Raw genomic sequence first — 21,207 nt, 5'->3', positions numbered from 1 at the left:
TCTACCGCGACGCTCTTATGTGGCTCCTAGTCCACAACGCCGCAGCCCCGCAAAGCGGCCCGAAGTAGAGCTAAACCCGCGCCCCATATAGACTTCCGGCCATCAGGCTGTTTTCACAAAACACTTGACACCGGAACTTTTTTGTTGCCGCGCCACGCCGAACGCCCGCAAGGAAGCCGGCATCGAGCGTCCGGCGATGATGTTGTCCTCGCATCCCGGGCAGGAACGGCCGGGCGGCGTTGTATGCTGCAAGTGCGCGCCCGCGCTGCCGCATTTCTTCTTTCCTGGATGTCCAGCATGTCCTCATCTTCCCTGCCCACGCCGCTTCCGCAGCCCGCCGAGGTCGTCGCCTTCTGGCGCGACGCGGGCCCTCAGCAATGGTTCAGCAAGAACGCGGCCTTCGACGCCGAATTCCGGCGGCGATTCGAGAGCGCCCACATCGCCGCCGCGACCCGCGAGCTGGACGACTGGCTGGGAGATTCCACCGGGGCGCTGGCGCTGATGGTCCTGCTGGACCAGTTTCCGCGCAACGCCTATCGTGGCACGGCGCACATGTTCGCCACTGATCCGTTGGCGCGCTATTGCGCCGAGTACGCGATCGGCGTTGGCCATGACCTGGCGGTCGATGCGCAACTGCGCCAGTTCTTCTATCTGCCTTTCGAGCACGCCGAGGACCTGGAGGCGCAGGAACGCGGCGTGGCGCTGATGGAGGCGCTGGGCGGCGACACGCTGCGCTGGGCGGTCCTGCATCGCGACATCATCAAGCGTTTCGGTCGTTTCCCCCACCGCAACGCGGCGCTGGGCCGCCTGACCACGCCTGCCGAGCAGGCGTTCCTGGATGGGGGCGGTTTTTCGGGCTGACGAATCGCGTGTCGTTTATTCTGGTTTCTTTATGTGTCAACGAACGCCAATTTGAAAATATCCATACATTTCAACAAAATGCATGGTGACGCGGCTCGTTGATGACCAGGCCCGTTCTCCCGGCTCCAGGAGCGCGGCGGGCAGGGGCGGGAATTGCACAATTGACGTTTTTCGAAATTCGCCAATACACTGATTCCAGCGAGATTTTCAAGCGACGCGGTCTGCGTTTAACTTGTCGCCGTCATTGTTGTTGCGGTTGCTTCCTCTCCCATCCTTGACGATCTGGCGCCCCGCGAGCAATCGCTTCCCCTGGATTCAAGGACATCCGCATATGGCAACCGGCATCGTCAAGTGGTTCAACGCCGAAAAAGGGTATGGCTTCATCGTTCCCGACGACGGCAGCAAGGATCTTTTCGCTCACTACTCCGAAATCCGCAGCGAAGGCTACAAGACGCTGCAGGAGAACCAGCGCGTCAGCTTTGAGGTCGGCACCGGCCCCAAGGGTCCGAGCGCGAAGAACATCAAGGTTTCGGCCTGATCCGCCGCGCCTGGGGTTCGTGCGGCGGCATGCCTGCATGGCCCGGGCTTTCAAAGCCTTCCACATGAAAAATGCCAGTCAGTGATGCTGACTGGCATTTTTTTTGCCTGGGGTTCGCGGGCGCCGGCTTTCAGCCTTCGATCGGCCGGTTGGGGTACAGGTTCAACGACAGGACGGCATCGGAATAGGTGTCCAACAGCATGCCTGACAGATGGCCGTGCAAGGCGCCGAACAGCGGCCAGGTGAGCGTCTCGCTGCCCGGCAGCAGGTCCAGCAACAGCAACTGGCCGGTCCGCACCGTGCCGACGAAATAGGCGCGCTCATCGTGCTCACCGGTCGGCATGGCCCGATAGATCTTGGTGGCGCGGCCGCTGTCGTCCTTGCGCCAGGTATTGCTGCTGGAGGTGCCCTTGGCGCCGATGGCCGGGATGTCTGCCTGAATCGTGTCCCAAAGGGCGCGGGCGTTGGCGGCATAAACGAGGATGGTCATGGTGGACGCGCTCCTGTCGGGAATGGGGGGCGTGGCAAAAGTAGCAACATCGCCGCTTTCCGGCAAGCCCGGCCCGGCCGTGCTCCACGCCGCAATCATGCTTCGGCATGCGCGGCGTGTCGCCCGCCGTCGGCAACCCGGCGCCCGCCGCATTTGCATGCGGCAGGCCGAGGCGTTGTTCAGTGGTGCTTCGCGTGGGAAGGCGACGACAACCTGTCCACCAGGGCGATGCCCAGGGCCGAGGCGATGAAGAGTGCGTGAATGATGGTCTGCCACATCACGCCGGCCTCGGTGAAACGTGCATTGGGCGTGCCCAGCGTGCCGGCCTCGATGAAGGTGCGCAGCAGGTGGATCGAGGAAATGCCGATGATGGCCATGGCCAGCTTGACCTTCAGCACGCTGGCGTTCACGTGGCTGAGCCACTCCGGCTGGTCCGGGTGGTTTTGCAGGCGCAGGCGCGACACGAAGGTCTCGTAGCCGCCGACGATCACCATCACCAGCAGGTTGGAGATCATCACCACATCGATCAGGCCCAGCACCAGCAGCATGATCTCCATCTCGCCGAAGCTGGTGGCGTGCGTCAGCAGGTGCCAAAGTTCCTTCAGGAACAGCATGACATAGACGCCTTGCGCGACGATCAGCCCCAGATACAGCGGCAATTGCAGCCAGCGCGAGCTGAAGATCAGGCCGGGCAGCAGGCCGAGGCGGGGAGGGGTGTTGGTGGACATCATGGGTGGGTTGCGAGCCGTTTGTTGTTTGCGGGAAAAAGCGCGGCGGCAATTCTATCAATGCGAAGCAACAGCGGACACCTGTTTCCGTAACGATTTCCAGGCATCGCATTGCCGCGGATTCGGGGTGGCGTCATCCCGTGCCTAGCATGCCCCATGGGGGTTTGCATGGCTTTTATGTAAGGGAAATTCGCATTTGCGAAACTCTGTGGCGAAACGTCTGCGCCGGTTTTCCCATAGATAGAATTGCCGGCGAATTCGCATAGAGCTTGTCAAAAAGGAGTTTGTTCCCATGAAGATCCGGTACACCGCCGCAGCCCTGGCGCTCGCGCTCGCTCCGTACTCCGTTTCGCATGCCCTCGACATCGGCGGCCTGGTCGGCGCCGGCAGCAAGGTCGTGCAGGCCGCCACCCTGAGCGATGCGGACATCAAGACCCTGTCGGACAAGGCGTGCGCGCAAAGCGATTCGCAGGAAAAGATCGCCGCGCCCGGCAGCAAGTACGACGCCCGCCTGCAGAAGCTGGCCAAGTCGCTTGGCGCCAGCGTCAATGGCCAGCCCGCCAACTACAAGGTCTACATCACCAAGGACGTCAATGCCTGGGCCATGGCCAACGGCTGCATCCGCGTCTACAGCGGCCTGATGGACATGATGAATGACGACGAAGTGCTGGGCGTGGTGGGCCACGAAATCGGCCACGTCGCGCTGGGTCACAGCAAGAAGGCCATGCAGACCGCCTACACGGTCTCGGCCGCCCGCGATGCCGCCGACGCCGCCGGCGGCGCGACGGTCGCCGCGCTGAACAAGTCGCAGCTGGGCAACCTGACCGAGAAGTTCATCAACGCGCAGTTCTCGCAATCGCAGGAAAGCGCTGCCGACGACTACTCGTTCGACCTGATCCAGGCCAAGAAACTCAATGCCCGTGGCCTGGTCACGGCGTTCCAGAAGCTGGCCGAACTGGACGGCGGCAAGAGCGATATGATGAGTTCGCATCCGTCCTCGGCCAAGCGCGCGCAGCACATCGAAGAGCGCATCGCCAAGGCCAAGTAAGGCGTTCGATCCCGTTTCCACCGGGAGGAAAACGGGGCGCGGGCATCCGGATTTATCCGGGGCCCGCGCCCCGTCGCGTCAGGGATCCGGAAGTTTCCGGTAAAATGCCGCGTTTATCCGCCCGTCACCATTCATTTTTCGGAAAATAGGTCTTTTAATGCAGCCTGTGGTTGAAACCCTCTCCGGCCTGGAGCGCCGTGTTGATCTGGCCGTTTCGGTGGCCGACGTCGAAAAGGAAGTCCAGGCGCAGCTCAAGCGCGTGGCCCGCACCGCCAAGGTGCCCGGCTTCCGTCCCGGCAAAGCTCCGCTCGCCATGCTCGAACGCAGCCATGGCCCCGGCATCCGCTATGACGTGATCAACAGCCAGGTCGGCCGCGCTTTCGAACAAGCCGTGGACGGCGCGAAGCTGCGCGTCGCCGGCGCCCCGAACCTGGAACCCAAGACCGAAGGCGTCTCGGATGACACGCTGGCGTTCACCGCCACGTTCGAGGTCTATCCCGAAGTCGCCGTGCCTGACCTGTCGGGCCTGGCCGTCACGCGCTACGAAACCGCCGTGACCGACGCCGAAGTGCAGCAGACCCTGGACGTGCTGCGCAAGCAGCGCGCCACGTTCGAAGCCCGTGAAGGCCGCGCCTCGCAAGACGGCGACCGCGTCACGCTGGACTTCGCCGGCACCATCGACGGCGTGCCGTTCGAAGGCGGCAAGGCCGAAGGCTTCCCCTTCGTGCTGGGCCAGGGTCGCATGCTGCCCGAGTTCGAGGAAGCCGCCCGTGGCCTGAAGGCCGGCGAGACCAAGGTCTTCCCGCTCAAGTTCCCCGATGACTACCAGGGCAAGGAAGTCGCCGGCAAGACCGCCGAGTTCACCATCACCGTCAAGGAAGTGGCTGAAGGCGTGCTGCCCGAGCTGAACGGCGAATTCGCCAAGTCCCTCGGCCAGGCCGAAGGCGACGTGGAAAAGCTCAAAGCCGACATCCGCAGCAACATCGAACGCGAAGTCAAGACGCGCTCGCAAGGCCGCACCAAGGCCAGCGTGATGGACGCCCTGGTCGAAGCCGGCAAGTTCGACGTGCCGAAGGCCCTGGTCGACAACGACGTGCAAGGCCGCGTGGCCGCCGCCCGCGAAGAACTGAAGCAGCGCGGCATCCCCAACGCCGAGTCGGTGCCGATCCCCGCCGAATCCTTCGCCACCGAGTCCGAGCGCCGCGTGCGCCTGGGCCTGCTGGTGTCCGAGCTGGTCAAGCAAGCCCAGCTGCAAGCCAAGCCGGAACAGGTCCGCGCCCGCATCGAAGAGTTCGCCCAGAACTACGAACAACCCGCTCAGGTTGTCAGCTATTACCTGGCTGACCGCCAGCGTCGTGCTGAAATCGAGGCTATCGTGCTGGAAGACAATGTCGTCGCGCACGTTCTGGAAAAGGCCAAGGTCACCGACGAGAAGGTGCCTTTCGATCAGTTGATGGGGATGGCGTAATTACTATGCAGAGATTCACCGATTTCTATGCGGCAATGAATGGCGGGTCTTCGGTGACCCCCACCGGCCTGGGCTACATTCCCATGGTGATCGAGCAGTCGGGGCGCGGTGAACGCGCCTACGACATCTACTCGCGTCTGCTCCGCGAGCGGCTCATCTTCCTGGTGGGCCCGGTCAACGACGCGACCGCCAATCTGGTGGTCGCCCAGTTGCTGTTCCTGGAATCGGAGAATCCTGACAAGGACATTTCCCTGTACATCAACTCGCCCGGCGGGTCGGTGTACGCGGGAATGGCCATCTATGACACGATGCAGTTCGTCAAGCCGGACGTGTCCACCCTGTGCACCGGCCTGGCGGCCAGCATGGGCGCGTTCCTGCTGGCGGCGGGCAAGAAGGGCAAGCGTTTCACGCTTCCCAACTCCCGCATCATGATTCACCAGCCCTCGGGCGGCGCCCAGGGCCAGGCCTCCGACATCCAGATCCAGGCCCGCGAAATCCTGGATCTGCGCGAACGCCTGAACCGCATCCTGGCCGAAAACACCGGCCAGCCCGTCGAACGCATCGCCTTGGACACGGAACGTGACAACTTCATGTCCGCCGAAGATGCGGTATCGTATGGACTGGTCGACAAGGTGATGACCTCCCGTTCGGAAGGCTGACTTTCCGGCTTGTCCGAATCAGCTGCCATCACGTTCGAGTATGCGTAGGCTGCGCCGGGTCCTTAGGGCCTGGCGCGTCGTTACCTGAGATACGAAATACATATGCCTGAAAAAAAGGGATCGGCAGACGCAAAGGTGCTGCATTGCTCGTTTTGCAATAAAAGCCAGCACGAAGTCCGCAAGCTGATCGCAGGTCCGTCGGTATTCATCTGCGATGAGTGCATCGACCTGTGCAACGACATCATCCGCGAGGAAGCCCAGGCAACCGCGCGCGCGGCGATTCGTTCCGAACTGCCCACTCCGGCTGAAATCAAGACCTTCCTGGATCAGTACGTGATCGGGCAGTCGCTGCCCAAGCGCATGCTGGCGGTGGCGGTCTACAACCACTACAAGCGGATCCGCCACGGCGAGATCAAGGGCGACGAGGTCGAGCTCTCCAAGAGCAACATCATGCTGATCGGCCCGACCGGCTCGGGCAAGACCCTGCTGGCCCAGACGCTGGCGCGCATGCTGAACGTGCCCTTCGTCATGGCCGACGCCACCACGCTGACCGAAGCCGGCTACGTGGGCGAAGACGTCGAAAACATCATCCAGAAGCTGCTGCAGAACTGCAACTACGAGGTCGAGAAGGCGCAGCGCGCCATCATCTACATCGATGAAATCGACAAGATCTCGCGCAAGTCCGACAACCCGTCCATCACGCGTGACGTATCGGGCGAGGGCGTGCAGCAGGCCCTGCTGAAGCTGATCGAAGGCACGGTGGCCTCGGTGCCGCCGCAAGGCGGGCGCAAGCACCCGAACCAGGACTTCGTCCAGGTCGACACGACCAACATCCTGTTCATCGTCGGCGGCGCCTTCGACGGCCTGGAAAAGGTCATCCGCGACCGCACCGAAAAATCCGGCATCGGCTTCTCGGCCTCGGTCCGGGCCAAGTCCGAGCGCGGCGTGGGCGAACTCTTCTCCGAAGTCGAGCCCGAAGACCTGATCAAGTTCGGCCTGATCCCCGAGCTGGTCGGCCGCCTGCCAGTGGTCGCCACGCTCGATGAGCTGGACGAGGCTGCTCTCATCCAGATCCTGACCGAACCGAAGAACGCGCTGCTCAAGCAGTTCCAGAAGCTGTTCGCGATGGAAGGCGCCGAGCTGGATGTGCGTCCCACCGCCCTGACGGCCATCGCCCGCAAGGCGCTCAAGCGCAAGACCGGCGCGCGCGGCCTGCGCTCCATCATCGAGCAGGCGTTGCTCGACACCATGTATGACCTGCCTTCCCAAGGCAACGTCAAGCGCGTGGTGCTGGACGAGAATGTCATCGAAGGCGACGGCAAGCCCTTGCTGATCTACGCTGACGAGGCCGGCGCTTCGGAAAAGCCGGAGCGCGGGGAAGTCCGCGACGCCGCAGCCTGACATTTCAAGAAAACCCGTTCATGTAACGGGTTTTTTTGGCCTTGTTGGCCACCAGGACGCCGGGACCTTGAATTTTCGGCTATTGTTCCCATAACAGACGTAACTGACGAGGGCGCCCGTGTTTTCGGGCCTTCTCTGTCCCCGATACGCCGAGTCATACCGAGGAACCATCTATGTCTGCCAGCCAGACCCTGCCTTCCGACCCGATCGACCTGCCGCTGTTGCCGCTGCGCGACGTGGTGGTGTTCCCGCACATGGTCATCCCGCTGTTCGTCGGCCGTCCGCGCTCGATCCGCGCGCTGGAAGTCGCGATGGAAGCGGGCAAGAGCATCATGCTGGTGGCGCAAAAGTCCGCCGGCAAGGATGATCCCACTCCCGAAGACGTCTACGAAATCGGCTGCGTCGCCGGCATCCTGCAGATGCTGAAGCTGCCCGACGGCACCGTGAAGGTGCTGGTCGAGGGCACGCAGCGCGCCCGCATCAACACCATCGAAGACGCGGATTCGCACTTCACCTGCCAGGTCACCCCGATCGAGCCGGATGCCATCCAGGGTTCCGAGACCGAGGCGCTGCGCCGCGCGATCGTTGCGCAGTTCGAGCAGTACGTCAAACTCAACAAGAAGATTCCGCCCGAGATCCTGACCTCGCTCGCCGGCATCGACGACGCCGGCCGCCTGGCCGACACGATCGCCGCGCACCTGCCGCTCAAGCTCGAGCAGAAGCAGAAGATGCTCGAGATCGTCGGCACCTCCGAGCGCCTCGAAGGCCTGCTGACGCAGCTGGAAACCGAAATCGACATTCTCCAGGTCGAGAAGCGTATCCGCGGCCGCGTCAAGAAGCAGATGGAGAAGAGCCAGCGCGACTACTACCTGAACGAACAGGTCAAGGCCATCCAGAAGGAACTGGGCGAAGGCGAGGAAGGCGCTGACATCGAGGAACTCGAAAAGAAGATCATCGCCGCGCACATGCCCAAGGAGGCCCGTAAGAAGGCCGACGCCGAGCTCAAGAAGCTCAAGCTCATGTCGCCCATGTCCGCCGAAGCCACGGTGGTGCGCAACTACATCGATACGCTCATCAATCTTCCCTGGAAGAAGAAGAGCAAGATCAACAACTCGATCAGCAACGCCGAGACGGTGCTGGACAACGACCACTACGGCCTCGAGAAGGTCAAGGAACGCATCCTTGAATACCTCGCGGTGCAACAGCGCGTGGACAAGGTCAAGGCGCCGATCCTGTGCCTGGTCGGGCCTCCGGGCGTGGGCAAGACCTCGCTCGGCCAGTCCATCGCCAAGGCCACGAACCGCAAGTTCGTGCGCATGGCCCTGGGCGGCGTGCGCGACGAAGCCGAGATCCGCGGCCATCGCCGCACGTATATCGGCTCGATGCCCGGCAAGATCGTCCAGAACATGACCAAGGTCGGCGTGCGCAACCCGCTGTTCCTGCTGGACGAGATCGACAAGCTGGGTATGGATTTCCGTGGCGATCCTTCGTCGGCGCTGCTGGAAGTGCTGGATCCCGAACAGAACCACACGTTCCAGGACCACTATATCGAGGTCGATTTCGACCTGTCCGATGTGATGTTCGTCGCGACCAGCAACACGCTGAATATTCCGCCGGCGCTGCTGGACCGCATGGAAGTGATCCGCCTGTCGGGTTACACGGAAGAGGAAAAGATCCACATCGCCCGCGACCATCTGCTGCCCAAGCTGATGAAGAACAACGGCGTCAAGGACAACGAGCTGACGGTCGATGAGTCCGCGCTGCGCGACATCGTGCGCTACTACACCCGGGAAGCCGGCGTGCGCGCGCTCGAGCGTGAAGTGGGCAAGATCTGCCGCAAGGTCATCAAGCAGCTGCTCACACAGAGCGACAAGGCCAAGGCTGAGGGCAAGACCGCGGAAGCCAAGGTCGTCAACGTCACCGGTGAAAATCTGTCCGACTACCTGGGCGTGCGTCGCTACACGTTTGGCATGGCCGAGAAGGAAAACCAGATCGGCCAGGTCACCGGCCTGGCCTGGACGGAAGTCGGTGGCGACCTGCTGACGATCGAAGTGGCGGACATGCCCGGCAAGGGCGTGATCCAGCGCACGGGCTCGCTCGGCGACGTCATGAAGGAATCGGTCGAGGCCGCCCGCACCGTGGTGCGCTCGCGCGCCCGGCGCCTGGGCTTCGCGGACAGCGTGTTCGAGAAGCACGACATGCACGTGCACGTGCCGGAAGGCGCGACGCCCAAGGACGGTCCGTCCGCGGGTATCGCGATCACCACGGCCATGGTGTCGGCCCTGTCGCGCATCCCGGTGCGCGCCGACGTCGCCATGACCGGCGAGATCACGCTGCGCGGCGAAGTCCTGCCCATCGGCGGCCTGAAGGAAAAGCTGCTGGCCGCGCATCGCGGCGGCATCAAGACGGTCTTGATTCCGGAAGAAAACGTCAAGGACTTGGCGGAGATTCCGGACAACGTCAAGAATCATCTGGAAATCGTGCCGGTGCGCTGGATCGACAAGGTTCTGGAGCTGGCTCTGGAGCGCCTGCCGGAGCCGCTGGCCGAGGAAGAAGCCGTCAAGGAACCGCTGGTGGCCAAGCCGGCGGAACCGGGCAGCACGGATCCGGTGCTCAAGCACTGATATCCTGAGCAGAAAAGAAACGCGCCGCTTACGCGGCGCTTTTCTTTTAGGGGCAACGACGGCTCCGATGGATATGCCATGGCGTCGGCATGGAGCGTTTGGTCGAGCTGGCGCCGATAAGAGGGACATGTTGGTGCCGGGCCAACCTGGTGTCGTGCCCTGACGCATCGCCAAACAAAAACCCCGCCATGGCGGGGCTTCCTGTCGCGGTGTAGCGATCGATGCTGCGGGAGCCGGGCGTGGTCAAGCCCAGGTCGACCGCAATGGCGCGTGCTCAGTGCAGGGCCTGAGTGCGGATCAGCCCGACAGCGATGCCCTCCAGCGCGAACTCCTGTTCGGCGTCCACGACGATGGGGGCGAAATCCGGGTTCTCGGGCAGCAGTTCCAGGCGGCCATTCTGGCGCTGCAAGCGCTTGACCGTCACGTCGTCGCCCAGGCGGGCGACCACGATCTGGCCGTTGCGCGCTTCGGTGGCGCGTTTGACCGCCAGCAGGTCGCCTTCAAGAATGCCGGCGTCGCGCATGCTCATGCCGCGCACTTTCAGCAGGTAATCGGGTGTCTGGGCGAACAGGCCGGGGTCGACGCCGACCTCGCGCTCTACATGCTCGGCCGCCAGGATCGGGCTGCCAGCGGCAACGCGGCCAACCAGCGGCAGCAGCAGCTGGGCCAGGGCGGGATGGGGCAGCATGGCCTGCGCTGGCGCCGTGGCGGCGTCCTTCAGGCGAATGCCGCGCGAGGCGCCGGCGGTGAGCTCAATGGCGCCCTTGCGGGCCAATGCCTTGAGGTGATCCTCTGCCGCGTTGGGGGAGCGGAAACCCAGCGCCTGGGCAATTTCGGCGCGGGTGGGCGGAAAGCCCGTGCGCGCGACGGTTTGCCTGATGAGGTCGAGGATTTGCTGCTGGCGTTCCGTGAGTTTGCTGGCCATGGCGATGATCCGTTGCTTGCGGACTGTACATATATACAGCGCCATTCTGGGGGACATAACGGAAAAATGCAAGCGCAAGGCGCCAAAACAAAACGGGACCCGCATGGGTCCCGTCTTGCATCGCCGGTTGTCCGTGGCGGCATGGCGCCGCGCCGGGCGTCAGGCTCAGAGCACCGCGGCGATGGCCTTGGCCACCTTGTCGATGTTGCCGCTGTTCAGCGCGGCGACGCAGATGCGGCCGCTGGAGACGGCGTAAACGCCGTGCTCTTCGCGCAGGCGGTCAACCTGGGCAGCGCTCAGGCCCGAGTACGAGAACATGCCGCGCTGGGCCAGCACGAAGCTGAAGTCCTGCTTGCCGCCGTGTTCCTGGATCTTCTCGACCAGCTGCTTGCGCATCAGTCGGATGCGGTCGCGCATGCCGGCGAGCTCTTCTTCCCACAGGGAGAACAGTTCGGGCGAGTTCAGCACCGTCGACACCACCGTGCCGCCATGGGTGGGCGGGTTGGAGTAGTTGGTGCGGATGACGCGCTTGAGCTGGCTCAGCACGCGCACGGCCTCGTCCTTGCTGCCGGCCACCACGGTCAGGGCGCCGACGCGTTCGCCATACAGCGAGAAGGACTTGGAGAACGAGGAGCTGATGAACATCGTCAGGTCCTGCTCGGCGAACATGCGCACGACCGCGGCGTCTTCCTGCAGGCCGTCGCCGAAGCCCTGGTAGGCGATGTCCAGGAACGGGACCAGCTGGTTCTGCTTGACGACGTCGGCGATCTGCTTCCACTGCTCGAACGTGGGATCCACGCCGGTCGGGTTGTGGCAGCAGGCGTGCAGCACGACGACGGTCTTGGCCGGCGCGGCCTTCAGGTCGGCCAGCATGCCTTCGAAGTTCAGGCCGCGGGTGGCGGCGTCATAGTACGTGTAGGTGCCGACTTCGAAGCCGGCGCGCTCGAACAGGGCACGGTGGTTTTCCCAGCTGGGGTTGCTGATCAGGACCTTGGAGCCCGGCAGCAGCTGGTGCAGGAAGTCGGCGCCGATCTTGAGCGCGCCGGTGCCGCCCAGGGCCTGCGTGGTCAGCACGCGGCCGGCGGCGGCCAGCGGGGAGTCGTTGCCCAGCAGCAGCGCCTGCGCGCCCTTGTTGTAGCCGGCGATGCCTTCGATCGGCAGGTAGCCGCGGGCCGCGGCGGCCTCGATGCGGGCAGCTTCGGCCTTGCGCACCGCGCCCAGCAGAGGGATGCGACCCTGGTCGTCGTAGTACACGCCCACGCCCAGATTGACTTTACCGGGACGAGTGTCCGCGTTGAATTGTTCGTTCAGGCCAAGGATGGGGTCGCGCGGCGCGAGTTCGACGGAATCGAAAAGGGTGCTCATGGGAGTCTATTGGGCTGGGTGGACGCAGGAATTGGTGCTGTGGATAATGAGGGGTTTACCTCGGGAACAGTCTAGCATGTCCAAGAGCGAGCGACGGGGCCGGAAAACGGTCGAAAAGCAGGCTGAAAGTCTGGACGAAAGCCTGGGCGCGGGCCTGGGAGACGGCCTGGGAGACGGCCTGGATGTGGGCCTGAATGCGACTGGCCTGGCGGACGAGTCCGCCGGGCAGGCCGGCACGCGCGCCGGCGAGGGAAGCGGCGGGGGTGGGGACGCCACCGTTCCAGGCGCTGCCCCGGGCTTTGTCGAGTATCCGGGCAGTCCATTCCAGCTGTACCAGCCGTATCCGCCGGCGGGCGACCAGCCGACGGCCATCGACAGCCTGGTCCAGGGCATGGAAGACGGCCTGATGTACCAGACGCTGCTGGGTGTCACCGGGTCGGGCAAGACCTACACCATGGCCAACGTGATCGCCCGTCTCGGCCGTCCGGCCCTGGTGTTGGCGCCCAACAAGACGCTGGCTGCGCAGTTGTACGCCGAAATGCGCGAATTCTTCCCGAAGAACGCGGTCGAGTACTTCGTCTCGTACTATGACTATTACCAGCCCGAGGCCTACGTGCCGACGCGCGATCTGTTCATCGAGAAGGACTCGTCCATCAACGAGCACATCGAGCAGATGCGGCTGTCGGCCACCAAGAGCCTGCTGGAGCGCCGCGACACTGTGATCGTGGGCACGGTGTCCTGCATCTACGGTATCGGCAATCCCGGCGACTACCACGCCATGGTGCTGATCCTGCGCTCGGGCGACCGGATTTCCAGGCGCGAGATCCTGGCGCGGCTGGTCGCCATGCAGTACACCCGCAATGACGCCGAGTTCACGCGCGGCGTGTTCCGCGTGCGTGGCGAGACGATCGACATCTTTCCGGCCGAAAGCGCGGAGCTGGCGCTGCGGTTGACACTGTTCGACGACGAGATCGAGAGCCTGGAGCTGTTCGACCCGCTGACCGGCCGCATCCGCCAGAAGCTGCCCCGCTTCACGGTGTACCCGGGTTCGCACTACGTAACGCCGCGCGATACCGTCCTGCGCGCCATCGAGACGATCAAGGAAGAGCTGCGTGAGCGCGTCAAGCGCTATGTCGACGACGGCCATCTGGTCGAGGCGCAGCGGCTGGAGCAGCGCACCCGCTTCGATCTGGAAATGCTGCAGGAGCTGGGCTTCTGCAAGGGCATCGAAAACTATTCGCGGCATCTATCGGGCGCCGCGCCAGGCGAGCCGCCGCCCACATTGATCGACTATCTGCCCAGCGATGCGCTGATGTTCATCGATGAAAGCCACGTCACCATCGGGCAGTTGAGCGCCATGTATCGCGGCGACCGGTCGCGCAAGGAAACGCTGGTCCAATATGGATTCCGCCTGCCTTCGGCGCTGGATAACAGGCCGCTGAAGCTGGAGGAATTTGAAGCGCGCATGCGCCAGTGCGTGTTCGTGTCCGCCACGCCGGCCGCCTATGAGCGCGAGCATACGGACAACGTGGTGGAGCAGGTGGTGCGTCCCACGGGTCTGGTGGATCCGGAGGTGCAGGTGCTGCCGGCGCGCACCCAGGTCGACGACCTGCTGGGCCAGATCAAGGCCAGGGTGGCGGTGTCGGAGCGCGTGCTTGTGACCACGCTCACCAAGCGCATGGCCGAGGATCTGACCGACTTCCTGAGCGAGCACGGCATCCGCGTGCGTTATCTGCATTCCGATATCGATACCGTCGAACGCGTGGAAATCATCCGTGACCTGCGGTTGGGCACGTTCGACGTGCTGGTCGGGATCAACCTGCTGCGCGAGGGCCTGGACATTCCCGAGGTTTCGCTCGTGGCGATCCTGGATGCCGACAAGGAAGGCTTCCTGCGCTCGGAGCGCAGCCTGATCCAGACCATCGGGCGCGCCGCGCGCAACCTCAACGGGCACGCGATCCTTTATGCCGACCGCATCACGGATTCGATGCAGCGGGCCATGCAGGAAACGGAGCGGCGGCGTGTCAAGCAGCTGCAGTTCAACGCGGACCACGGCATCACGGCGCGTGGCGTCAGCAAGGCGGTGCGCGAGCTGATCGACGGCATCGTGGCGCCGGTCCAGCACGATGCGCTGGAAGCGGCGGTTCCCGCGGAATTCCTGAACGACGAAAAGGCGCTGGCGCGCGAGATCAAGCGCCTGGAAAAGCTGATGATGGACCACGCCCGGAATCTGGAGTTCGAACAGGCTGCCGCTGCCCGCGATGCCCTGACGGCATTGAAGCAGCGCGTCCTGCTGGACGGCGCGGTGTGAGGCGAGGGCGGCTTGGCGGGCCGCCCATCTGCCTCTCGGGTCGCTGACGAAAAGCTGAAAAATGTTGTTCTGGCGCAGCGCAATCGGGCGTTCAAATTTTGCGCAGATTTTTCCCGGACAAGCTTGGGGAAGGTCTGGATTTTTCATTCCAATTCATTGATTTAAAAGTAAATTTTTGATACGGCATTTTGTCCTGCTCCCCCCTTTTGGATGCAAAAAAAGCTTGCCTTATCGCGGGTTTTCCCGCACACTTGCCAGCATGATGACCAAGGTACTTTTCGTTTGCATGGGCAATATCTGTCGCTCGCCGAGCGCAGAGGGCGTGTTTCGCCATTTGGTGAACGACGCGGGTTTGGGCGACGTGGTTCGCATCGATTCCGCCGGCACGCACGCGTTTCACATCGGCGAGGCGCCTGACGCCCGGGCGCAGGCCGCGGCGCGCAAGCGCGGCTACGAGATCACGCACTGCGAGGCGCGTCAGGTCACCGCGGAAGATTTCCGTGAATTCGATCTCATCCTCGCCATGGACTGGGACAATCTGTCCGCCATGCAGCAGCAGTGCCCGAAGGCCTATCAGCACAAGCTGATGCTGCTGATGCGCTTCGCCAATGAGTTCGAAGAAGCCACCGTGCCTGATCCTTACTACGGCGGCGCCGACGGTTTCGGCAAGGTGCTGGACTACCTGGAAGACGCCTGTCAGGGCGTGCTCGAACTGGTCCGCAAGCGCGCCACTCAATACCAGGCGGCCTGAGCCCCTGGTTCGGGTCGGCGATAGCCGGCCTGGGCTGAATTGGCAGTGAATCAACCGCGCGTCAGCGCGGTTTTTTCTGGTTACGAGCCATACCAATTTAGTCGGGAATTTGTTATACTTGAGCCAATTACTCGGGTATTGGCCGTTGGATTCTCTGGCGGCCATGGCCGATTCACAGGGAACCCACCATGCGGTTAACTACCAAAGGGCGTTTCGCCGTGACTGCCATGATCGATCTGGCTATGCGGCAGCATAGCGGTCCGGTCACTCTCGCGGCCATCAGCCAGCGCCAGAATATTTCGCTTTCCTACCTGGAACAGCTGTTCGGAAAGCTGCGCCGCCACGAACTCGTGGATAGCGTGCGCGGCCCCGGCGGCGGTTATTCGCTCGCCCGCCTGGCGCGCAACGTGACCGTTGCCGACATCATCTTCGCCGTGGACGAGCCGCTGGATGCCACCAGCTGTGGTGGCAAGCGCGACTGTACCAGCGGCAACGACGGCAAGCCGGGCAAGTGCATGACGCACGAACTCTGGGCCACGTTGAACCGCAAGATGGTCGATTACCTGGATTCGGTGTCCCTGCAGGATCTCGTGGATCAGCAGCGTGTGCGCCAATTGCAGGAAGCCAATAATCAGGCACAGGCCTGCGCCGTGCGTGTGAACCGGGTGGGTGGCGCGAACGCCGCCAACGCCCCGACCACGACCGTCGCCGCCAACGCCACCGCATAAGCAGCATCAGGAGTTTGTAGAAATGACCACCCGCCCGATCTATCTGGACTACTCGGCCACCACGCCGGTCGATCCCCGCGTCGTCGACAAGATGGTTCCCTGGCTGTACGAGAACTTCGGCAACCCGGCCTCGCGCAGCCATGCCTTCGGCTGGGAGTCCGAGGACGCCGTCGAGCGCGCCCGCGAGGAAGTCGCCAAGCTGGTGAACGCCGATCCGCGCGAAATCGTCTGGACCTCCGGCGCGACCGAGTCCGACAACCTTGCCATCAAGGGCGCCGCCAACTTCTACGCCGAACGCGGCAAGCACATCATCACCGTCAAGACCGAGCACAAGGCCGTGCTGGACACCTGTCGCGAGCTGGAACGCCAGGGCTTCGAGGTGACCTACCTGGACGTCAAGGAAAACGGCCTGATCGACCTGGACGTGTTCAAGGCCGCGCTGCGCCCTGACACCGTGCTGGTCTCGATCATGATGGTGAACAACGAAATCGGCGTGATCCAGGACGTGGAAACGCTGGGCGAAATCTGCCGCGAAAAGGGCATCATCTTCCATGTGGACGCCGCGCAGGCGACCGGCAAGGTCGAAATCGACCTGCAGAAGCTCAAGGTCGACCTGATGTCGTTCTCGGCTCACAAGACCTACGGCCCCAAGGGCATCGGCGCGCTGTACGTGCGTCGCAAGCCGCGCGTGCGCATCGAGGCGCAGATGCACGGCGGCGGTCACGAGCGTGGTTTCCGCTCGGGCACGCTGGCCACGCACCAGATCGTCGGCATGGGCGAAGCCTTCCGCCTGGCGCGCGAGGAAATGGGCACCGAAAACGAGCGCATTCGCATGTTGCGCGATCGTCTGTGGGCCGGCCTGTCGCAGATCGAAGAGGTCTACCTGAATGGCGACATGGACCAGCGCGTGCCGCACAACCTGAATGTCAGCTTCAACTATGTCGAAGGCGAGTCCCTGATCATGGCGATCAAGGAACTGGCCGTCTCCAGCGGCTCGGCCTGCACCTCGGCCAGCCTGGAACCTTCCTACGTGCTGCGCGCCCTGGGCCGCAACGACGAGCTGGCGCACAGCTCGATCCGTTTCACGCTGGGCCGCTTCACCACCGAGCAGGAAATCGACTACGCGGTCGAACTGCTCAAGAGCCGCGTGGGCAAGCTGCGCGACATGTCGCCGCTTTGGGAAATGGCCAAGGAAGGCATCGACCTGAATACCGTGCAGTGGGCTGCGCACTAAGCGCCCGCGCCTTGAAATACGTGGAGAATCAATATGTCTTACAGCACTAAAGTCCTGGACCACTACGAAAACCCGCGCAACGTCGGTTCGTTCGACAAGTCGGACGACTCCGTCGGCACCGGCATGGTCGGCGCTCCCGCCTGTGGTGACGTCATGAAGCTGCAGATCAAGGTCAACGAATCGGGCGTGATCGAAGATGCGCGCTTCAAGACCTACGGCTGCGGCTCGGCCATCGCCTCCAGCTCGCTCGTGACCGAATGGGTCAAGGGCAAGACGCTGGACGAAGCGCTGACGATCCGCAACACGCAGATCGCCGAGGAGCTGGCGCTGCCGCCCGTGAAGGTCCACTGTTCCATCCTGGCCGAAGACGCGATCAAGGCCGCGGTGCAGAACTACAAGGAAAAGCACTCGGTTCCGGCCGAGGCGGCGACGAACTGAAAATGAATATGGCCCACCCCCGAAGCGCTGCGCGCTTCCCCCTCAAGGGGGCATGCCGGCGGACCGGCGGAGCCGGATCCGTGGCATCGCGATGGAGCGATATCGGTTTCATGCGTGGCGGGTGGTGCGTCGGCACCCTGGAAGAATAATATGTCCGTTACCTTGACCCAGAAGGCAGCCAACCACATCGGCCGCTACTTGCAAAAGCGCGGCAAGGGCATCGGCTTGCGGCTCGGCGTTAGGACCACGGGCTGCTCCGGCATGGCGTACAAGCTGGAATACGTGGACGAGGCAGCGCCCGAGGACATGGTCTTCGAGAGCTTCGGCGTGAATGTCTACGTCGATCCCAAGAGCCTTGCCTATCTGGACGGCACTGAGCTTGACTACGCACGCGAAGGCCTGAACGAAGGCTTCAAGTTCCGCAACCCCAACGAGAAGGCGACCTGCGGCTGCGGCGAGTCGTTCACGGTGTAAGTCTTGGCTGGAGACGATCACTTCAGCCTGTTCGGCTTGCCGGCGCGCTTCGACCTCGATACGCAAATGCTGGAATCGGCGTGGCGCACCGTGGCCGCGCAGGTGCACCCAGACCGCTATGCCACCGCCAGTCCGGCCGAGCGCCGGGTGGCGATGCAGTGGGCGGCGCGGGCCAACGAGGCCTATCGCCAACTGCGGGATCCGATGCTGCGGGCGCGCTATCTGTGCGAACAGGCAGGCGTGGACCTGCAGACCGAGAGCAACACGTCCATGGATCCGGCGTTCCTGATGCAGCAGATGAGCTGGCGCGAAGCGCTGGACGATGCGCGCGGCGATGCCGCTGCGCTGGCATTGCTGCAAGCGGAGCTGCAGGAGGCGCGCGGACAGATGCGCGCGCGCCTGGCGCAACTGCTGGACGTGGACAAGGACTACGCGGCAGCGGGGCAGAAAGTGCGGGAATGGATGTTCGTGGAGAAGCTGGCGCAGGAGCTGGCCCACGCGCAACCGGCGGAATAGTCCAGGGCGCCGGACGGCCGCCACCGAACTTGCGGCCGGGCTGCGCCCACTGAGCAGAAAAACACAATCATGGCTTTATTGCAGATTTCCGAGCCTGGCGAATCGCCCGCGCCGCACCAGCGCAAGCTGGCGGTGGGCATCGACCTTGGCACCACCAATTCGCTGGTCGCCGCCGTGCGCAGCAGCGTGGCCGAAGTCCTGCGCGACGAGCAAGGCCATGCGCTGCTGCCTTCGGCGGTGCGCTATTTCCCCGGCGGTCGGGTCACGACCGGTCGCGAGCCGCTGGCCGAGCAGGCGCTGGACCCGTTGAACACCGTGGTGTCGGTCAAGCGCTACATGGGCCGTACGCTGGAAGAGGCGCGGGCCTCGCGCGCGCCGTATGAATTCGTGGATGCGCCCGGCATGGTGCGCATCCGCACGGTGCAGGGCGACCTGAGTCCGGTGGAAGTGTCCGCCCAGATCCTGGCCGTGCTGCGCCAGCGCGCCGAGGATGTCCTTGGCGACGACCTGGTCGGCGCCGTGATCACGGTGCCCGCCTATTTCGACGACGCGCAGCGCCAAGCGACGCGTGACGCCGCCAAACTGGCCGGCCTGAACGTGCTGCGCCTGCTGAACGAACCCACTGCCGCGGCCATCGCCTATGGCCTGGATAACGCCGCCGAAGGCGTGTATGCGGTCTACGACCTGGGGGGCGGCACGTTCGACGTGTCCATCCTGCGCCTGACGCAAGGCGTGTTCGAAGTGATCTCCACCGGCGGCGACACGGCCCTGGGCGGCGATGACTTCGATGCGCTGATCGCCGACCACGCCGCGAGCGGCCTGGGTTCCGCCGAACTGCCGCCGGCCGACCGCCGCGCGCTGCTGGTGGCGGCGCGTGCGGCGCGTGAAGCGCTGTCCGACGCCGACGATGCGCGTCTGCGCCTGACCTTGTCGGATGGCCGCGAGCTGGACCTCGCGCTCAGCCGGCAGCAATTCGAAACGCTGGCCCAGCCCTTGGTGCTGCGCACGCTGGATTGCGCGCGCCGCGCCTTGCGCGACGCCGAGTTGCGCCCCGCCGACGTGCGTGGCGTGGTGATGGTGGGCGGCGCCACGCGCATGCCCGTGATCCGCGCGGCCGTGGGCGAGATGTTCGGCACGACGCCACTGACCGACCTGGACCCCGATCAGGTGGTCGCGCTGGGCGCCGCGCTGCAGGCGAACCTGCTGGCCGGCAACCGGGCGCCGGGCGAAGACTGGCTGCTGCTGGATGTGATCCCGCTGTCGCTGGGCCTCGAAACCATGGGCGGCCTGGTGGAGCGCGTGATTCCGCGCAACAGCACGATACCCGTGGCGCGCGCCCAGGAATTCACCACGTTCAAGGACGGCCAGACCGCCATGAGCATTCACGTGGTGCAGGGCGAGCGCGACCTGGTGAGCGATTCCCGCTCGCTGGCCCGCTTCGAGCTGCGCGGCATTCCGTCCATGGTGGCGGGCGCGGCGCGCATCCGCGTGACTTTCCAGGTGGATGCCGATGGCCTGTTGAGCGTGACCGCGCGCGAGCAGAGCAGCGGGGTCGAGGCGGCTGTCTCGGTCAAGCCTTCGTATGGCCTGAGCGACGACGAGATCGCCCGGATGCTGGCCGACAGCGTGGCGCAGGCCGATTCCGACGCGCGCGCGCGCATGCTGCGCGAGCAGCAGGTCGAGGCGCGCCAACTGGTGGAGTCGGTGCAGGCCGCGCTGGCCGCCGATGGCGATCTGCTGGACGCCGACGAGCGCAAGCGTGTGGACGATTGCCTGAGCGCCGCCGCCGGCGCGCAGGAACTGTTGGACGTGGACGCGGTCAAGGCCGCCGTCGAGGCGTTGTCGGCCGCGACCGACGAATTCGCCGCGCGGCGCATGGACCGCAGCATCCGTGCGGCGCTGGCCGGCCGCAAACTTGACGAGATCGCCTGATAACAAGCTATGCCGAAACTGACTGTACTGCCTCACCCCGAATACTGCCCCGAAGGCGCGGTGATCGAAGACGCGCCCAAGGGCGTGTCGATCTGCCGCATCCTGTTGGACAATCACATCGACATCGAGCACGCCTGCGAACTGTCCTGCGCCTGCACGACCTGTCATGTGGTGGTCAAGGAGGGCTATTCCTCGCTGGAAGACGCGACGGATGACGAGGAAGACCTGCTGGACAAGGCCTGGGGCCTGACGCCGACCTCTCGCCTGTCGTGCCAGGCCTGCGTCGCCGACGCCGACCTGACGGTCGAGATCCCCAAGTACACGATCAACCACGCCAAAGAGGGCCATTGATGAAGTGGACCGACACCTACGAGATCGCCGCCGCGCTCTACGACGCGCATCCCGACGTGGACCCCAAGACGCTGCGTTTCACCCAGCTGCGCGAGTGGGTGCTGGCCTTGCCGGGGTTCAATGACGATCCCGCCCATAGCGGCGAGAAGATCCTTGAAGCCATCCAGATGGCCTGGATCGACGAAGCGGACTGAACCGCTGGCTGAAGACGCTCCCTGACGGGAGCGTTTTGCATTGCGGCGGACATTCCGGATCCCGCAATCAGGGACCGGACGCGCTTCGGGCCGTCGATGATGCCGGGTTCGGGCTGCCGCGCGGGGTTATTTCCCCGCGGCCCGTCAACTTGGCCGGGCCACACCGTATAA

General features: G+C 64.1%; 21 protein-coding genes. 17 read left to right on the top strand and 4 right to left on the bottom strand.

What is annotated here, in order from left to right:
- Window positions 1-297: 297 nt before the first annotated feature.
- The gene (locus ACEU5R_RS17490; RefSeq protein ID WP_103276545.1) at window positions 298-861 is read left to right on the top strand and encodes a DUF924 family protein; all 564 of its coding nucleotides are present in this window, start codon (window positions 298-300) and stop codon (window positions 859-861) included.
- Between the two features lie 331 nt (window positions 862-1,192).
- Window positions 1,193-1,399 carry a cold-shock protein gene (locus ACEU5R_RS17485; RefSeq protein WP_103275074.1) on the top strand — a complete coding sequence of 69 codons (207 nt, stop codon included), beginning with the start codon at window positions 1,193-1,195 and terminating at the stop codon, window positions 1,397-1,399.
- A gap of 130 nt (window positions 1,400-1,529) precedes the next feature.
- Here ACEU5R_RS17485 and ACEU5R_RS17480 read toward each other — a convergent pair whose 3' ends face one another.
- Window positions 1,530-1,889 carry a hypothetical protein gene (locus ACEU5R_RS17480; protein WP_103275073.1) on the bottom strand — a complete coding sequence of 120 codons (360 nt, stop codon included), beginning with the start codon at window positions 1,887-1,889 and terminating at the stop codon, window positions 1,530-1,532.
- 179 nt (window positions 1,890-2,068) lie between these two features.
- The gene (locus tag ACEU5R_RS17475) at window positions 2,069-2,617 is read right to left on the bottom strand and encodes a TIGR00645 family protein (RefSeq protein WP_392411055.1); all 549 of its coding nucleotides are present in this window, start codon (window positions 2,615-2,617) and stop codon (window positions 2,069-2,071) included.
- Between the two features lie 292 nt (window positions 2,618-2,909).
- Between ACEU5R_RS17475 and ACEU5R_RS17470 the strand changes: the two genes are divergently transcribed.
- The 5 genes from ACEU5R_RS17470 to lon all read left to right on the top strand — a co-directional run bounded on the left by ACEU5R_RS17470 (window position 2,910) and on the right by lon (window position 9,817).
- Window positions 2,910-3,665 carry a M48 family metallopeptidase gene (locus ACEU5R_RS17470; protein WP_103275072.1) on the top strand — a complete coding sequence of 252 codons (756 nt, stop codon included), beginning with the start codon at window positions 2,910-2,912 and terminating at the stop codon, window positions 3,663-3,665.
- 157 nt (window positions 3,666-3,822) lie between these two features.
- Window positions 3,823-5,133 (top strand): trigger factor, encoded by a 1,311-nt coding sequence (gene tig / locus ACEU5R_RS17465; protein WP_392411047.1) that lies wholly within the window; start codon window positions 3,823-3,825, stop codon window positions 5,131-5,133.
- A 5-nt stretch (window positions 5,134-5,138) separates the two neighbouring features.
- Window positions 5,139-5,792: an ATP-dependent Clp endopeptidase proteolytic subunit ClpP gene (gene clpP / locus ACEU5R_RS17460; protein WP_103275070.1), complete on the top strand. Its 654-nt coding sequence runs from the start codon at window positions 5,139-5,141 to the stop codon at window positions 5,790-5,792.
- A gap of 102 nt (window positions 5,793-5,894) precedes the next feature.
- Complete coding sequence (gene clpX / locus ACEU5R_RS17455) at window positions 5,895-7,193, top strand: ATP-dependent Clp protease ATP-binding subunit ClpX (protein ID WP_103275069.1); 1,299 nt, start codon at window positions 5,895-5,897, stop codon at window positions 7,191-7,193.
- Window positions 7,194-7,366: 173 nt separating this feature from the next.
- A complete protein-coding gene (lon, locus tag ACEU5R_RS17450) occupies window positions 7,367-9,817 on the top strand; it encodes an endopeptidase La (protein ID WP_103275068.1) in 2,451 nt (816 codons plus the stop codon).
- A gap of 274 nt (window positions 9,818-10,091) precedes the next feature.
- On the opposite strand, the gene lexA is transcribed toward lon, so the two are convergent.
- Window positions 10,092-10,742, bottom strand: a complete 651-nt coding sequence (gene lexA, locus ACEU5R_RS17445) for a transcriptional repressor LexA (protein ID WP_103275067.1) — start codon at window positions 10,740-10,742, stop codon at window positions 10,092-10,094.
- A gap of 165 nt (window positions 10,743-10,907) precedes the next feature.
- Window positions 10,908-12,107, bottom strand: a complete 1,200-nt coding sequence (locus ACEU5R_RS17440) for an amino acid aminotransferase (protein ID WP_392411046.1) — start codon at window positions 12,105-12,107, stop codon at window positions 10,908-10,910.
- Between the two features lie 76 nt (window positions 12,108-12,183).
- Here ACEU5R_RS17440 and uvrB point away from each other — a divergent pair, with 76 nt between their 5' ends.
- The 10 genes from uvrB to iscX all read left to right on the top strand — a co-directional run bounded on the left by uvrB (window position 12,184) and on the right by iscX (window position 21,036).
- Entirely contained in the window at window positions 12,184-14,418 is a 2,235-nt protein-coding gene (gene uvrB / locus ACEU5R_RS17435) for an excinuclease ABC subunit UvrB (protein ID WP_392411045.1), read from the top strand.
- Between the two features lie 259 nt (window positions 14,419-14,677).
- Window positions 14,678-15,169: a low molecular weight protein-tyrosine-phosphatase gene (locus ACEU5R_RS17430; RefSeq protein ID WP_103275065.1), complete on the top strand. Its 492-nt coding sequence runs from the start codon at window positions 14,678-14,680 to the stop codon at window positions 15,167-15,169.
- Between the two features lie 188 nt (window positions 15,170-15,357).
- A complete protein-coding gene (gene iscR / locus ACEU5R_RS17425; RefSeq protein WP_103275064.1) occupies window positions 15,358-15,897 on the top strand; it encodes a Fe-S cluster assembly transcriptional regulator IscR in 540 nt (179 codons plus the stop codon).
- A 22-nt stretch (window positions 15,898-15,919) separates the two neighbouring features.
- Window positions 15,920-17,131, top strand: a complete 1,212-nt coding sequence (locus ACEU5R_RS17420) for an IscS subfamily cysteine desulfurase (protein ID WP_103275063.1) — start codon at window positions 15,920-15,922, stop codon at window positions 17,129-17,131.
- A gap of 33 nt (window positions 17,132-17,164) precedes the next feature.
- A complete protein-coding gene (gene iscU, locus ACEU5R_RS17415; protein WP_103275062.1) occupies window positions 17,165-17,569 on the top strand; it encodes a Fe-S cluster assembly scaffold IscU in 405 nt (134 codons plus the stop codon).
- Window positions 17,570-17,719: 150 nt separating this feature from the next.
- Window positions 17,720-18,043 carry an iron-sulfur cluster assembly protein IscA gene (gene iscA / locus ACEU5R_RS17410; protein ID WP_103275061.1) on the top strand — a complete coding sequence of 108 codons (324 nt, stop codon included), beginning with the start codon at window positions 17,720-17,722 and terminating at the stop codon, window positions 18,041-18,043.
- A 3-nt stretch (window positions 18,044-18,046) separates the two neighbouring features.
- Window positions 18,047-18,559, top strand: coding sequence for a Fe-S protein assembly co-chaperone HscB (gene hscB, locus ACEU5R_RS17405; protein WP_392411043.1), 513 nt, complete (start codon window positions 18,047-18,049; stop codon window positions 18,557-18,559).
- A 69-nt stretch (window positions 18,560-18,628) separates the two neighbouring features.
- Window positions 18,629-20,491 (top strand): Fe-S protein assembly chaperone HscA, encoded by a 1,863-nt coding sequence (gene hscA, locus ACEU5R_RS17400; RefSeq protein WP_103275059.1) that lies wholly within the window; start codon window positions 18,629-18,631, stop codon window positions 20,489-20,491.
- 9 nt (window positions 20,492-20,500) lie between these two features.
- Window positions 20,501-20,842 (top strand): ISC system 2Fe-2S type ferredoxin, encoded by a 342-nt coding sequence (gene fdx, locus ACEU5R_RS17395; protein WP_103275058.1) that lies wholly within the window; start codon window positions 20,501-20,503, stop codon window positions 20,840-20,842.
- Window positions 20,842-21,036 carry a Fe-S cluster assembly protein IscX gene (gene iscX, locus ACEU5R_RS17390; RefSeq protein WP_212312617.1) on the top strand — a complete coding sequence of 65 codons (195 nt, stop codon included), beginning with the start codon at window positions 20,842-20,844 and terminating at the stop codon, window positions 21,034-21,036. Before fdx ends, iscX begins: the two co-directional genes overlap by 1 nt.
- Window positions 21,037-21,207 lie beyond the last annotated feature (171 nt).

It is taken from the genome of Achromobacter sp. 413638 (assembly GCF_043119405.1).
GTDB lineage: Bacteria > Pseudomonadota > Gammaproteobacteria > Burkholderiales > Burkholderiaceae_B > Achromobacter.
This window is presented reverse-complemented; position numbering and strand designations above follow the sequence as displayed.

Excerpts from the sequence above, each read along its gene's own strand:
- ACEU5R_RS17470 (WP_103275072.1), top strand. The coding sequence starts at position 2,910 with ATGAAGATCCGGTACACCGCCGCAGCCCTGGCGCTCGCGCTCGCTCCG.
- ACEU5R_RS17485 (WP_103275074.1), top strand. The coding sequence starts at position 1,193 with ATGGCAACCGGCATCGTCAAGTGGTTCAACGCCGAAAAAGGGTATGGC.
- ACEU5R_RS17480 (WP_103275073.1), bottom strand. The coding sequence starts at position 1,889 with ATGACCATCCTCGTTTATGCCGCCAACGCCCGCGCCCTTTGGGACACG.
- lexA (WP_103275067.1), bottom strand. The coding sequence starts at position 10,742 with ATGGCCAGCAAACTCACGGAACGCCAGCAGCAAATCCTCGACCTCATC.
- iscR (WP_103275064.1), top strand. The coding sequence starts at position 15,358 with ATGCGGTTAACTACCAAAGGGCGTTTCGCCGTGACTGCCATGATCGAT.
- iscU (WP_103275062.1), top strand. The coding sequence starts at position 17,165 with ATGTCTTACAGCACTAAAGTCCTGGACCACTACGAAAACCCGCGCAAC.
- iscA (WP_103275061.1), top strand. The coding sequence starts at position 17,720 with ATGTCCGTTACCTTGACCCAGAAGGCAGCCAACCACATCGGCCGCTAC.
- clpP (WP_103275070.1), top strand. The coding sequence starts at position 5,139 with ATGCAGAGATTCACCGATTTCTATGCGGCAATGAATGGCGGGTCTTCG.
- tig (WP_392411047.1), top strand. The coding sequence starts at position 3,823 with ATGCAGCCTGTGGTTGAAACCCTCTCCGGCCTGGAGCGCCGTGTTGAT.
- ACEU5R_RS17490 (WP_103276545.1), top strand. The coding sequence starts at position 298 with ATGTCCTCATCTTCCCTGCCCACGCCGCTTCCGCAGCCCGCCGAGGTC.
- ACEU5R_RS17420 (WP_103275063.1), top strand. The coding sequence starts at position 15,920 with ATGACCACCCGCCCGATCTATCTGGACTACTCGGCCACCACGCCGGTC.
- fdx (WP_103275058.1), top strand. The coding sequence starts at position 20,501 with ATGCCGAAACTGACTGTACTGCCTCACCCCGAATACTGCCCCGAAGGC.
- lon (WP_103275068.1), top strand. The coding sequence starts at position 7,367 with ATGTCTGCCAGCCAGACCCTGCCTTCCGACCCGATCGACCTGCCGCTG.
- hscA (WP_103275059.1), top strand. The coding sequence starts at position 18,629 with ATGGCTTTATTGCAGATTTCCGAGCCTGGCGAATCGCCCGCGCCGCAC.
- uvrB (WP_392411045.1), top strand. The coding sequence starts at position 12,184 with ATGTCCAAGAGCGAGCGACGGGGCCGGAAAACGGTCGAAAAGCAGGCT.
- ACEU5R_RS17440 (WP_392411046.1), bottom strand. The coding sequence starts at position 12,107 with ATGAGCACCCTTTTCGATTCCGTCGAACTCGCGCCGCGCGACCCCATC.
- iscX (WP_212312617.1), top strand. The coding sequence starts at position 20,842 with ATGAAGTGGACCGACACCTACGAGATCGCCGCCGCGCTCTACGACGCG.
- ACEU5R_RS17430 (WP_103275065.1), top strand. The coding sequence starts at position 14,678 with ATGATGACCAAGGTACTTTTCGTTTGCATGGGCAATATCTGTCGCTCG.
- clpX (WP_103275069.1), top strand. The coding sequence starts at position 5,895 with ATGCCTGAAAAAAAGGGATCGGCAGACGCAAAGGTGCTGCATTGCTCG.
- ACEU5R_RS17475 (WP_392411055.1), bottom strand. The coding sequence starts at position 2,617 with ATGTCCACCAACACCCCTCCCCGCCTCGGCCTGCTGCCCGGCCTGATC.